This is a genomic window from Klebsiella sp. HMSC16C06 (genome assembly GCF_001808325.1).
GTDB classification, from domain to species: domain Bacteria; phylum Pseudomonadota; class Gammaproteobacteria; order Enterobacterales; family Enterobacteriaceae; genus Klebsiella; species Klebsiella variicola.
This window is the reverse complement of sequence record NZ_KV792973.1, coordinates 19,316-32,013: the sequence shown is the minus strand read 5'-3', so window position 1 is coordinate 32,013 and position 12,698 is coordinate 19,316. Positions and strand designations below refer to the sequence as shown.

The following is a 12,698-nucleotide window of genomic DNA, read 5'->3' as shown; positions in this document are numbered from 1 at the left end:
CCTGGCTCATTCAGCGTCGACCAGGATAAAGAGGCCTACAACATAGTCAGTGACGTAAGCAGTCTTTTAGGCTGCCGCCAGTCGATACCTTCAAGGAGCATCGCCAGCTGTGCCGGTGTGAGGAACACTTTGCCATCCCGGGCTGACGGCCAGGCGAAGCGGCCGCGCTCCAGCCGTTTGGTCAGCAGACACAGTCCATCGCCGGTAGACCAGAGGAGCTTTACCTGACTGCCATTACGCCCACGGAAGATAAAAACGTGACCTGACATCGGATCGTCTTTCAGCGTCGTCTGCACCTTTGCCGCCAGGCCGTTGAAGCCGTTTCTCATATCGGTGATGCCAGCGACCAGCCAGATCTTTGTCCCTGATGGTAATGGGATCAACGTTTGAGCTCCCGTATCAGCAGGTTCAGGATATTTTCGCTGATGGCACCATTCAGACGGAGTGATCCGTGCCGGAACGTCACTTCACAGCTGATATTGAGTGATTCAGGTGCCGCAGCAGCTACAGGTTGTGACCGGGGGGAGGTTGCAGGGACAACATCTTCGGCATCAAGTGTTATCGGGAGCAGCTCAGGCACGTTGTTTTCTATTGTTGAAGGAGGACGTAGTTTTCCTTCGCGCCAGTACTGGCGCCACATGAACAGCAAATTATCGTTGATCCCATGCTCACGAGCGAGTTGCGCTACGGAGATCTCTGGTCGATGCGAGAGTTCAACCATTTTGATTTTGAACTCAACGGGATAATTAGGGCTTTTTTTACGCACTGCGGTTAATGATTTCATGGATAGCGTCCACCATATTTGGTGTCCACTATCCTCTCAGGAATATCAGGATCTGCCAGACGGTGCTGAGACGACGCTTACGAATGTCAGGGCCAGGGTGGCAAATGAAAGAGATTGAGCTGACACCCAAAGCAGAAGAGGATCTGGAGGCCATCTGGGACTTCAGCTTCAGACAGATCGGGGTTGTTCAGGCGGATGCATAGATCGGTCGTATAGCTGCAGTATTTGATGTGCTGGCCATGCATGATATCGGCACGCATTGTGCAGAGCTGGGAGACGATATCTGCACACTGCCGGTAGAACCGGCATACGATCTATTTTGTATCATCACATTCTATGGTTACGGTCATTCGTATTCTCAGCCAGTCTCAGGATACAGCGCGACATGCACCCTGGAGATGACCGGGGAACAGGATTCTCAAACAATATAAGTTAATTGTGAGGTCGACATGACCAAAAAAAACATTGTGTATGGACTCTTTCATTATTATTCATTTCGCTTATAAAAAAAACGCTCCCGATCGGGAGCGTAAGCCAGTGACTTCGGCGTCAAATGAGGGTCTGACAAGTGGAGCTGCGGGTTAATTCTGGGTGATCTGGCTGCGATGCTTTTCAGCCTGCTGCTGATGAATAACGGAAGATAGACCATTATTCGCCTTCTCATGCACAACAGCGGCTTTCTCATGCTCGTTCATTTCGGAAAATGATTTTGCTGTTTCGTTAGAAGCTGCTGGCTTGGATTTCATCATTTTTTTATGCATTTCAGCCATGTCCTGATGGGCAGCAGAATTGCCGTTTTGCATCATTTCATGGGACATTGCGGCCTGATCGTGACTGCTCATATCCATCATTGTCATGCTGTCTCCCTGAACTGCGCTTTTTTCAGCAGATGACTGCATCTGATGGGCAGGAGCCTGTGCATTATTTACCTGGTCATGCATGTTCATTGTCTCTGCAGCCATGGCGGATGAAGCGACAGCCATAATGGCAACAAATGATACGAGAATCTTTTTCATGGTTGGGTCTCCGGTGTTTACATACCCAAACAATCAATGGCTTATAACAGAGAAAGCAGTTGATCTCAGGGCGGGTTAATCATCACGCCAGGAACCAGGTGATTGTGTTATCACGCTGCTCCTGATTTATGAATAATTATAAAAAACCGCCTCTGTTTATCGCGTGACTGAATGATGACAATTTTGTCACCTTCCAGGTTTCTCCTGAACAACGGGATTAATCCATTAACAGGCGCACTTTGAACACAATTTCACGCCCCTGCTGTTCTGCTGACAGCTCGCCGCCGTGAGCATGAATGATCGACCTTGTAATTGATAATCCCAGCCCCGCGCCTTCCGTGTTGTAGAACCTTGATGAGTCTGCGCGATAGAACCGGTCAAACAAACGTTCCAGATTAGCGGGAACCTGGCCGGACATCGTATTCGTAATCATCACGTTCACACAGTCACTGTCACGCTCAAGGTGTATCGCTGTACAGGTGTTATCGGGAGAATACTTGATTGCATTGGAAAGCAGGTTACTGAAAGCACGTCGGAGCATATCGCTGTCTCCGGCAACAACGCCCTCTCCTTCAACCGTGATTGTCTTTCCTGTTTCGTCTGCCAGGGGCTCGAACAACTCACGTAATTCATTCAGTTCGGCTGCCAGATCCACATCATGTTTATCCAGCCGCAGCAGACCATGCTCTGAACGTGCCAGAAAAAGCATGTCACTGGTCATTCGTGACAACCTTTTCAGTTCTTCCAGGTTAGCGAATAAAATTTCGCGGTAATGCGAAACATCCCTTTCCTTAGCCAGTGCAAACTGCGTCTGCATCATCAGATTACTGACTGGTGTGCGCAGCTCATGCGCGATGTCAGACGAGAAATCTGACAGTTTCCGGAATGCCCCCTCCAGGCGATCAAACATATTATTGAACTCCTGCATGGTCTCAGAGATTTCCGGCGGAGCCAGATCGGGATTTAGACGCTGATCCAGGCTGTGTACGGTCATGGAGGAAGCCAGACTGGTCATTTCCCGTAGCGGTTTCAGACCAATACGTGTGGTCAGCCAGCCCAGAAAAACAGAAATAAAGACCAGACCGATATTGAACCAGAACAGCCAGGTACTGAGTTTGTCCATAAACAGGGTGTGATACCCAGTATCCGTGGCAACCGTAATGATGACATGTTTGCTTTTACCCTGTTCCGGCGTCACGGCAACCCGCCGCGAGATACTGCGGTACACGGTGTTATTTTCTTCCGTCTGGATCATATAGTCGAGAATATCACCCGACTTATTAAGCAGGACCGCTGGAACAACAGAATTTTTGGCATAGAGTTCAACAATTTTTTCATTTTCCATGTTTTTTATAGAAATGAATAAGCCATTGTGCCCCACCATCGCATCGTTTATTTTTTCTGATAATGACTTAATATCCGTTTTGTTCCTGAACGTCTCTGTTTTAAGAAACTCTTCGGTGAGCTGAAGTTTACCTGTCAGAAAATCGCGGTCCTGATTATCGAAATAGCCATTCAGGGTGCTAATCAGGATAAAACTTGATAACCACCATACCGTAAGCATCACCGCAGAAAAAATCAGGCTCAGGCGTGTGGTCAGGGAAATTTTGAACCTCACTCTTCTCTGATCTCCAGGACATATCCGGCACCGCGAACGGTATGGATCAGTTTTGGCTCAAAGTCATCATCAATTTTACTTCTCAGACGTCTCACGGCGACATCAATCACATTCGTATCACTGTCAAAATTCATGTTCCAGACCAGGGACGAGATAAGACTCCTGGGTAACACTTCTCCGGTGCGTTGCAGCAGCAACTCAAGCAGAACGTATTCTTTACCGGTGAGATGGATCTTCTTCCCCGAACGGATCACGGTCCGGCGCACCATATCAACGGTCATATCGGCGATGGTGCAGACTGTTGCGGCCTGCGAGCGTGCCCGGCGCAGTAGGGTTCTTACACGTGCAACCAGCTCCGTAAAATCAAAGGGCTTAATCAGGTAGTCATCTGCGCCAAGCTCCAGTCCTTTCACTTTGTCCCGCACGTTGTCCTTTGCGGTTAAAAACAGGACCGGTTCTTCGTGCCCGGACTCCCTCAGTGCGCTGATGATTTGCCACCCGTCGAGGAAAGGCAGCATCACGTCCAGTATTATCAAATCATACTGTCCCTTCGACGCGGCCCCGAGACCATCGCGGCCATTATTAAAGAGATCGGCCTGATAGCCTTCCTCAACCAGTCCCTGCTGCAGGTAACGACCTGTTTTTTGTTCGTCTTCAACGATTAAAATACGCTGCATGGTCAACTCGCTGATATGAAAGTAAAAATCTCACGCATGAGCTTTGGCTGTCCCCTAGCTGATCTGAGACGGAGCAAGCATTCCAAGCCACGCTACGGCGCCCAGAATGATAATCGCAACAACGAATTCTGTCAGGATGCTGTTTCGCATCAGGGCAACGCTGCGATCATAATTCCCTTCCCTGACCATAACTTCAAGCCGGGGACCCAGGTGAAACCGGTTTGCTGCAGCCAGAAGAAGCATCAGAACAAACAGAGCCGTCTTGGCAAGCAATATCCTCCCCCAGGAACTGTTGAATAAGGGAGTTAAGTTACCCTCAGCAATATACAGATAGTTGACCAGCGCACTCAGGATCAGGGCTACAACAATCACCGTTCCTGCCGTGGCAAATTTTGCCAGGGAGTCAGATATCACAATGACGCTCTGTGCATTATGCTCGTTTCTGCGCATCAGCAGGATAGCAAATGCAACCAGAGCACCTGTCCAGGCACCTGCAGCGCCGAGATGGGTCAGATCGCTCAGTAAATGGAGATAGTAATGCAGACCGTCATGCATAACGGCGTGTCCTCCCCAGGCAAGTGTAGCCAGCGCCACGCCCCCACTCATCGTCATCAGCAGGCAGGACAATACTCTCTTATTAGTGTAAAGGAACAAAGCACCGAGTGTGGTAAACAGGGCACAGAGCCTGACAATCCAGCTAATACCCACATCAGTTTCTTCTATCACCATCTCGATAACATGGATGGATAATTCTCTGAGGTCAGTTACTCCACTCATGGCATTAGATACCAGGAGCATATTAATGCCAGTAAGAATGATGCCTGTAACAACAGCAAAGGTTATAAACGACCTGAAATTAGTCAGGTTATAGGTTTCATGTCTGACACCGCTTATTCCATATATCTGAAAAAATGGCAATCCAAATATTACCATCAAATCCAGATAAAGAAGAAAACGAATAACAATCATAATCAGGTCGTTCATAATATTACTTCACTGTAAAGGTATAATTACCGGTAATAGGGTGCGTATCTGAAGAAACCGCGCGCCAGTCAACACGATAAGTGCCAGCGGGTAAAGGCTCTCGCGGAATAATGACCATCGATTTAGGGTCAGCGCCTGGCGCCACTTTTGCCGCGACCGGCATCGGAGAATGTGATGACATGCCTTTCATACCCGTCATCGTTAATTTTGCACCTGAGAATTTCACGGTCAGATTTTCCGAGAAATTAAGCTGAATCTTTTCCGGGGCCGCTACGGCTGAATCAGCCTGTGGCACAGAGCTTTTTAATTCCGGATGGGCCATAGCAGAGAAAGCAACGCCCATAACGAGGCCACCTGTAAGAATGGCTTTATTTAAAATCGACATTTTATTTACCTGTTTAGTTGAGTGTTTTATATCAGTGCGTTAAAACCAGATTCTGGCTCCCGCCAGGAATACTACCTGATGGTCTTTCTCACCTTCTCTTTTCGCCATATCGGATGTTTTCCCGTAAAGTTGATTCCAGGAAACGCCTATATAGGGTGCAAACTCACGGCGTATTTCATAGCGCAGCCGGAGCCCCAGCTCTGTGTCAGTCAGTCCCCTGCCGCGACCCCGCGATTCATCATCCTGACTGTAGAAATTCACCTCATAGGATGGCTGGAGTATGAGCCGGTTAGTCAGTAAAACGTCGTATTCTCCTCCCAGACGAAGGGCTGCTTTTCCGCCATTACTGACAAAACCCGTAATTTCAGACTCAAAATTATAGAGTGCCAGCCCCTGAAAACCGACAGCAGCCCAGGTCCGGGCAGAAGCAGGTCTGAAATCCTGCCTGACACCCGCAACCAAATCCCACCATGGGCCAACCGCATGTCCCCAGAGTAACTGCGCTTCAGCCGCCTCCGTTTCCCCATTGCTTCGTTCACCTTCACTCTTTAGCCAAATCCGATCTGTGTCGCCTCCAATCCAGCTGTTAACACTCCAGCTGAAATTGTTGGTGTTATCCGACCGTTGCCATTCCAGTTGATCCAGCAGAACCAGATAATTAATCGCACTGTCGTGAATCGCATGCCCCTGTAAATTGCCGAATGCAGCCTTCCGGTCGGCATCGGTAACAGGCGGAATTGGCGTTCTGCTCTCAGTTACAATGGGCTCCATTGACGTCATCTCAGTGAAATTCTCATCTGCTGGCATCTGCATGGCAGACATGTCGTGCCCGGCGTGGGGATCTGCAGAGACGGAGCCCGCCGCAATAGAAAGCTGTGAGGTAAACAAACCGGCGACCAGAACAGGTATGGCCTTCAAATTTCTCTTCATTCGCATCATTCCTCCACCCGGACTTCACGAAACATTCCCATTTCCATGTGATAGAGCAAATGGCAGTGATACGCCCAGCGGCCAAGCGCATCTGCTGTCACTCTGTAACTGCGTTTTGTACCAGGGGGAACATCTATTGTGTGTTTACGAACCATGAAATTACCGTTTTCATCTTCCAGATCGCTCCACATACCATGCAGGTGAATGGGGTGAGTCATCATGGTATCGTTGATCAGCGTGATCCTGAGCCGCTCACCGTATTTCAGCAGCACCGGTGCGGCATCTGAAAACTTGATTCCGTTAAATGACCAGGCAAACTTTTCCATGTGGCCGGTTAAATGCAGTTCTATGGTACGGCCAGGTTCACGTCCGTCAGGATCCTCAAAGCGGCTTTTCAAATCCGCGTACGTGAGAACCTTTCTTCCGTTATTTCGAAGACCAATACCCGGATCATTTAATTTCGGAGAGACGCTCATCGCCTGCATATCAACCAGTGGGTTATCCGTTTCTGACGCAGGATGACTTTGCATACCCGGCATTCCGGCCATCCGGGAATGATCCATACCGGCCATGCTGCTGTGATCCATGGGCGCGGAGGATGTCCCGCTATCCGGAAGGTCAGCACCGTCCATAGACATCATCTCTCCGCTGTTATCCATGCCTCCCATCTGGCTGTGGTCCATTCCTGCCATATCATGTCCCATTCCCCCCATACCCATATCTTCCATGGTCAACAGAGGACGGGGATCGAGGGGGGGAACGGCAGCACTTAACCCTTCTCTCGTGGCCAGTGTCCCTCGAGCGTAACCGGTCCTGTCCATGGATTGTGCGAAGATGGTATAGGCCTCACCCTGAGGCTCCACAATGACATCATAGGTTTCGGCAACGGCAATCCTGAATTCGTCAACGGTAACCGGGTTTACATACTGGCCATCTGCAGCCACGACCGTCATTTTCAGCCCGGGGATACGGATATCGAAATAGGTCATTGCCGAGCCGTTGATAAACCGTAAGCGTATCTTTTCACCGGGACGGAACAGTCCGGTCCAGTTTTTCAGCGGGGCCTGCCCGTTCATGAGATAGGTGTAGGTGTAGCCACTGACATCCGCGAGGTCAGTCGGATTCATTTTCATTTCAGCCCACATTTTCCGATCGGCAATGGTGGCTGACAGCCCCCTGGTATTCACGTCGCGGAAAAAAGAGCCAACGGTTGGTTTATTGAAATTGTAGTAATCCGACTGTTTTTTTAATTTTTTCAGCAGGCTGTGAGGATTTTCATCGGTCCAGTCAGACAACATGACCACATGCTCACGATCGTAAGCAAACGGTTCTGGCTCCCTGGCATCGATGATAATGGCACCGTATACCCCCTCCTGTTCCTGCAGACCGGAATGGCTGTGGTACCAGTAAGTCCCGTTCTGCTTAACCTTAAAGGTGTAAACGTAGGTATCATCAGGCTCTATGCCCATAAAACTCAGCCCCGGAACACCATCCATATTGGCCGGAAGAATAATGCCGTGCCAGTGAATGGACGTCTGTTCATTAAGACGGTTTTTGACCTTCAGGGTAATGGTGTCACCTTCTTTCCAGCGAAGAACGGGCCCCGGCAGGCCTCCATTGATTGTTTTGGCCTGACGCTCACTGCCCGTGATATTGACGGCCGTTTCACCAATGGTCAGGTCAAACTGAGTACCCTGCAGGGATGCGGCAACTGGCAGGCTCAGACTGGAACGCGCATTGAAACTCCATACGCCAAGACTTCCGGCTACGCCAGAGAGGGTTAACCCCTTCAGGAAAGTTCGTCGAGACGTTTTCAACAGCATGCGCATTCCCTTATTTAAAGTATGGTTACTGACAGAATTCGAGAACCGATTTAAATTAAATTACTGGTTCATCCACTTACAATGAAATGAATCTAGCACACCTTAAGAAACAAATTCATTACAATCGTGTAATGTACGTGGCTGTATTACATTTACGTCATCTTCCCCACAGGTTGATTTTTTTATATATGATCATAAGGACATCTTTTATGTACCTCAGAAGGTAATTACACATGAATATATTAATCACGACCACTGCGTTTACAGCTTTATTTTGTGGGGCAGCTTTTGCTCAGTCCAGTGATATTGCCCATGAAGCACATCGATTTGTTAATAATGCCTCAGCCGTCAGTCATGTGAACTCCTCGACGCATGAAAACTTACCGGACAGGGTTAATAAAAACAACACGCCCTCATTCTCTGAAATGAATGAACATGAAAGGGCCATTGTTGCTCATTCATTTATGAACAACAGCGCGTCCTATGCGCATCAGAAAATGATTGAGGAACATAAAAAAATGCTGTCCGGCAGTGATGCAAATTCAAAGACCTCGTCTTCTTCTTTTAACGAACTGAATGCCGGAGAAAAAGCCGCTCTCGTGCATGAGCAGGTCAATAATGCCGGTGCGGAAGCACATCAGACGCAGGCAAGAAAGCTTCGCGGGCTGTATTCGACCAGGTAACTGCAGGCGGGTTAGAGCTTAGCGTCAGGTGCGCAGCAGGGCTTTACTGACGGGTTACGTAGCAGGACATGAGCCCCATATTGCTCTGCCGTAACCTGTTTCAGTCCCGTTAATCATCACCGTCGGGCTGGTCATACAGTTCCCAGAGCTTCAGGAGCAAACGGGAAACAAGATATGTTACAAAAATGACGACCATCAACGGTGCTCCCGATTAACTGACAGATGACACGCCTCCTGAAAACCCCTAGCATACGCCGCAGTGTTCATGCTAACGGCGAATTCCAGTAAATGTATTCTACCGATGTCGTAAAAGAAAATGCCTACCTTTCAGCCACCCGCTCGGGGCTGGAATCGAACGAGATCGCTACTCTTCAGCGCTCCTTGCCTTCCCGGTTTAATCTGCGACATTTGAAAAAAAATGAATCATTAAAACTCGTACTGCAAAAGAAAGCGGGAAAATCACGTGTCGTGGCCTATAAATTTACGTCCGGTTCATTTAATTACACGGCGTATCGTATATCAGATAAAAAGTTCTATAACCTTTCCGATACTTCCGGGAAAGGCAGTCTCGATTATCCGTTACCGGCCACAGCAAGACTCAGTTCGCCTTTCAATCCTGCAAGACTTAACCCGGTATCGGGAAAAGTGAGTCCCCATAATGGCATTGATTATTCCATGCCCATGAACACGAAAATAGTCAGCGTCATCGACGGAAAAATCACCCGGGCCGAATACAACAGCACCATGGGATATTTTGTTGAAGTAACAGGAAAAGCCGGTGTTAAAACTCGCTATCTCCACCTCAATAAAATACTCGTTACTAAAGGGGCCAGGGTTACCCGGGGAGACGCTATTGCGTTATCCGGTAACAGCGGACGTTCATCCGGTCCTCATCTGCATTACGAGCTGGTCATCAATAACAATCCTGTTAACTCACTGGCGTTCCGGGCAGCGGCACCCGCTGATAACAAACTTGAACAGCATGCCTTTGCGCATGCCAGAGACTACGAACGATACCTGGACTGATAACGGGGCCGCGACGCGGCCCCGTCTGCCGGATTAATTTTTTTTATCGTTTTCACTTCCTTGATGTTGATGATCTCCATGCCCTCCGTGGCCGTGGAAAAGATGCATTAGCGGGCAGACCAGCAATAACAGATATGGCCAGTAACCTGCCACATGTGACCAGTGTTCGCGCAGGAGGGCAAATGCCGCAATCGCGGCGACAGCAATAAGCGCATAGGTGGTACTTTTCATACCGGACTCCTTCTGTTAGTAACAGACCCTTCATTCAGGGTTATTTCCCGAGCCTGACACTTTTCAGACGCAACGCATTTGCAATGACGCTAACGGAGGAAAGGGCCATAGCCGCCGCCGCAATAACTGGCGACAGCAGTATTCCATACACAGGATAAAGCAGACCTGCAGCTACAGGCACCCCAAGAGCATTGTAGATAAACGCAAAAAACAGATTCTGCCGGATATTTTTCATGGTGATTTCTGACAGATGACGGGCCCTGTTGAGTATCATCAAATCGCCTTTGAGAAGGGTAACGCCAGCACTTTCTATTGCCACATCTGTACCCGTTCCCATGGCTATACCCACGTCAGCCGCTGCCAGCGCCGGGGCATCATTCACACCGTCTCCGGCCATCGCAACCACATGGCCAGACGCTTTCAGTCGGGTTATCACTGCTTTTTTGCCATCCGGCAGAATCCCGGCTTCAACCTCATCTATTCCCAGTTTCCGTGCGACTGCTTCAGCAGTAAGCTGGTTATCCCCGGTGAGCATAACAATGCGGATCCCCGCCTGACGCAAAGCTTTAAGCGCATCCGGCGTGGTTGCTTTCACGGGATCCGAGATAGCTATCAGGCCTGCAAGGTTCCCGTCTGTGGCCACATAGATAACGGTAGCGCCTTCCATCCGCAACGTATCCGCAACGGCCTTTTGATTATCAATAACGATACTGTTTTCCTGCATAGCCAGTTCATTACCAATAACAACCCGTTGACCTTCGACATCGCCTGAGACACCTTTCCCCGACGGGGCATTGAAATTACTGACGGCAGGTATCACGATCCCCTTTTCATGCGCGGCTCTGACAACAGCCATACCCAACGGATGCTGCGAACCTTTTTCCACTGCAGCTGTTACACGTAAAAGAGATATTTCCCCACCCGGACTGAGACTGATAATCCCTGTCACCGTAGGCGAACCTTCCGTGAGCGTGCCTGTTTTGTCGACAACCAGCGTGTCCACTTTTTCAAGACGCTCAAGGGCTTCGGCATTCTTGATTAACACCCCGGCCTGGGCGCCTTTGCCCACCCCCACCATTATCGACATCGGCGTGGCCAGTCCCAGCGCGCAGGGACAGGCAATAATCAGGACCGACACAGCCGCAATGAGACCGTGCGCCATCCTGGGCTCGGGCCCCCAGACAGACCAGATCAAGAAAGCAACAACCGCAATAAGTATCACCAGAGGAACAAACCAGCCTGAAACGCTGTCTGCCATTCTCTGGATGGGGGCACGCGAACGCTGTGCATCAGCGACCATCTGAACAATTCGTGAGAGCATCGTTTCATCACCGACTTTCTCTGCACGGATGATAAGACTACCTGTCTGATTAATCGTCCCCCCAATGACAGGGTCACCCTTCGTTTTGGTAACCGGCATAGACTCCCCGGTCACCATCGATTCATCAACGGTTGTTTTGCCTTCGATCACGATACCGTCGACCGGAATACTCTCTCCAGGTCTGATGCGGAGCTTATCGCCAGGCAGGACATCTTCCGCATTAATATCCGTTTCATGACCGTCATGATCCAGCCGTCTGGCGGTTTTGGGGGCAAGGTTCAGAAGCGCAGTAATGGCGCCTGAGGTTTGTTCCCGTGCCCGCAGCTCAAGAACCTGTCCCAGCAGAACAAGCACCGTAATAACTGCTGCGGCTTCAAAATAAACGGCCACCAGGCCATCCATGTTTCTGAACGATGCAGGAAACCAGGAGGGGAAGACGGTTGCAATGACGCTGTAAACCCAGGCTACGCCGGTCCCCATTGCAACAAGGGTAAACATATTCAGGGAGCGGTTACGTAACGACATTCCGGCCCGGGCGAAGAATGGCCAGCCACACCACAACACGACAGGGGAGGCCAGAAGCAACTGCAGCCATGTGTTGTACTGTGGCGGTACTGTATTCCTCAAGTCGGGAAACAGATGAGATCCCATTTCGAGTACCAGAACCGGAAACGCCAGCAACAACCCCAGCCAGAAGCGTCTTGTCATGTCGTGAAGTTCATCACTCGGCCCCGTGGATGCCGTAGCTACGAGCGGCTCCAGTGCCATTCCACAGACAGGACAGCTTCCGGGACCACTGCGGCGTATCTCCGGGTGCATCGGACATGTCCACACACCTTCAGAATTCTCTTTTTCCGCCTGGTTGTGAGGCTGTTTTATCTGATCAGGGCTGACTTCGTGATGATCGTGGTGATGGTGATGGGAATGTTCACTGGCATCTTCGGTAAGATAACGATCGGGATGGGCTTTAAATTTACTCTCACAGCTGGCGGAGCAGAAATAAAGTTGGTGGTCCTGGTATCGAATGCTGCTGTGCGCCCTGTCGGGCAGGATGGCCATCCCGCACACGGGATCTCTCACCTTATGCAATACGTGGCCCTCGTCCGGGGATAATGTCTGCTCAGAAGCAGTCTGGTTGTTGTGTTGCACTGCATTGTCATTTTTCACAGTAACTCTCCTTATGCATACCGAAGCATCTTCTGTCTTCAGGGTATGTCATG

At 49.8% G+C, this 12,698-nt stretch carries 14 protein-coding genes and 1 pseudogene; 4 read left to right on the top strand and 11 right to left on the bottom strand.

Annotated features, from left to right (window positions below):
* Positions 1 to 35: 35 nt before the first annotated feature.
* Both tnpB and tnpA read right to left on the bottom strand, forming a co-directional pair.
* Positions 36 to 383: an IS66 family insertion sequence element accessory protein TnpB gene (gene tnpB, locus HMPREF3142_RS00715; RefSeq protein ID WP_000612626.1), complete on the bottom strand. Its 348-nt coding sequence runs from the start codon at positions 381 to 383 to the stop codon at positions 36 to 38.
* Complete coding sequence (gene tnpA, locus HMPREF3142_RS00710) at positions 380 to 784, bottom strand: IS66-like element accessory protein TnpA (protein ID WP_070611371.1); 405 nt, start codon at positions 782 to 784, stop codon at positions 380 to 382. The genes tnpB and tnpA overlap by 4 nt, the downstream gene beginning before the upstream one ends.
* Positions 785 to 867: 83 nt before the next feature.
* On the opposite strand from tnpA, the gene HMPREF3142_RS00705 reads away from it, so the two are divergent.
* Together HMPREF3142_RS00705 and HMPREF3142_RS29675 are read left to right on the top strand one after the other, a co-directional pair.
* On the top strand, positions 868 to 987 hold the full coding sequence (locus HMPREF3142_RS00705; RefSeq protein WP_009654306.1) for a type II toxin-antitoxin system RelE/ParE family toxin: 120 nt from the start codon (positions 868 to 870) through the stop codon (positions 985 to 987).
* A gap of 36 nt (positions 988 to 1,023) precedes the next feature.
* Positions 1,024 to 1,186, top strand: a pseudogene (locus HMPREF3142_RS29675) (type II toxin-antitoxin system RelE/ParE family toxin).
* Positions 1,187 to 1,365: 179 nt separating this feature from the next.
* Here HMPREF3142_RS29675 and pcoE read toward each other — a convergent pair.
* From pcoE to pcoA, 7 genes are all read right to left on the bottom strand, one after another.
* A complete protein-coding gene (gene pcoE, locus HMPREF3142_RS00700; RefSeq protein WP_023292111.1) occupies positions 1,366 to 1,800 on the bottom strand; it encodes a copper resistance system metallochaperone PcoE in 435 nt (144 codons plus the stop codon).
* A 217-nt stretch (positions 1,801 to 2,017) separates the two neighbouring features.
* Positions 2,018 to 3,418: a copper resistance membrane spanning protein PcoS gene (gene pcoS, locus HMPREF3142_RS00695; RefSeq protein ID WP_001211180.1), complete on the bottom strand. Its 1,401-nt coding sequence runs from the start codon at positions 3,416 to 3,418 to the stop codon at positions 2,018 to 2,020.
* Positions 3,415 to 4,095 (bottom strand): copper response regulator transcription factor PcoR, encoded by a 681-nt coding sequence (pcoR, locus tag HMPREF3142_RS00690; protein ID WP_001188930.1) that lies wholly within the window; start codon positions 4,093 to 4,095, stop codon positions 3,415 to 3,417. Before pcoR ends, pcoS begins: the two co-directional genes overlap by 4 nt.
* A gap of 54 nt (positions 4,096 to 4,149) precedes the next feature.
* Entirely contained in the window at positions 4,150 to 5,028 is an 879-nt protein-coding gene (pcoD, locus tag HMPREF3142_RS00685; RefSeq protein WP_080821469.1) for a copper resistance inner membrane protein PcoD, read from the bottom strand.
* A 55-nt stretch (positions 5,029 to 5,083) separates the two neighbouring features.
* Positions 5,084 to 5,464 carry a copper resistance system metallochaperone PcoC gene (gene pcoC, locus HMPREF3142_RS00680; protein ID WP_000025662.1) on the bottom strand — a complete coding sequence of 127 codons (381 nt, stop codon included), beginning with the start codon at positions 5,462 to 5,464 and terminating at the stop codon, positions 5,084 to 5,086.
* A gap of 39 nt (positions 5,465 to 5,503) precedes the next feature.
* A complete protein-coding gene (gene pcoB, locus HMPREF3142_RS00675; RefSeq protein WP_001378118.1) occupies positions 5,504 to 6,394 on the bottom strand; it encodes a copper resistance outer membrane transporter PcoB in 891 nt (296 codons plus the stop codon).
* A gap of 5 nt (positions 6,395 to 6,399) precedes the next feature.
* On the bottom strand, positions 6,400 to 8,217 hold the full coding sequence (pcoA, locus tag HMPREF3142_RS00670; RefSeq protein ID WP_000925242.1) for a multicopper oxidase PcoA: 1,818 nt from the start codon (positions 8,215 to 8,217) through the stop codon (positions 6,400 to 6,402).
* 233 nt (positions 8,218 to 8,450) lie between these two features.
* On the opposite strand from pcoA, the gene HMPREF3142_RS00665 reads away from it, so the two are divergent.
* Positions 8,451 to 8,900, top strand: coding sequence for a copper resistance protein (locus HMPREF3142_RS00665; protein WP_001023257.1), 450 nt, complete (start codon positions 8,451 to 8,453; stop codon positions 8,898 to 8,900).
* A 288-nt stretch (positions 8,901 to 9,188) separates the two neighbouring features.
* Positions 9,189 to 9,926: a peptidoglycan DD-metalloendopeptidase family protein gene (locus HMPREF3142_RS00660; protein ID WP_004118669.1), complete on the top strand. Its 738-nt coding sequence runs from the start codon at positions 9,189 to 9,191 to the stop codon at positions 9,924 to 9,926.
* 33 nt (positions 9,927 to 9,959) lie between these two features.
* Here HMPREF3142_RS00660 and HMPREF3142_RS00655 read toward each other — a convergent pair whose 3' ends face one another.
* Together HMPREF3142_RS00655 and silP are read right to left on the bottom strand one after the other, a co-directional pair.
* Positions 9,960 to 10,157: a DUF2933 domain-containing protein gene (locus tag HMPREF3142_RS00655; protein ID WP_000843497.1), complete on the bottom strand. Its 198-nt coding sequence runs from the start codon at positions 10,155 to 10,157 to the stop codon at positions 9,960 to 9,962.
* Between the two features lie 40 nt (positions 10,158 to 10,197).
* Positions 10,198 to 12,645, bottom strand: a complete 2,448-nt coding sequence (silP, locus tag HMPREF3142_RS00650; RefSeq protein ID WP_004098955.1) for an Ag(+)-translocating P-type ATPase SilP — start codon at positions 12,643 to 12,645, stop codon at positions 10,198 to 10,200.
* Positions 12,646 to 12,698 lie beyond the last annotated feature (53 nt).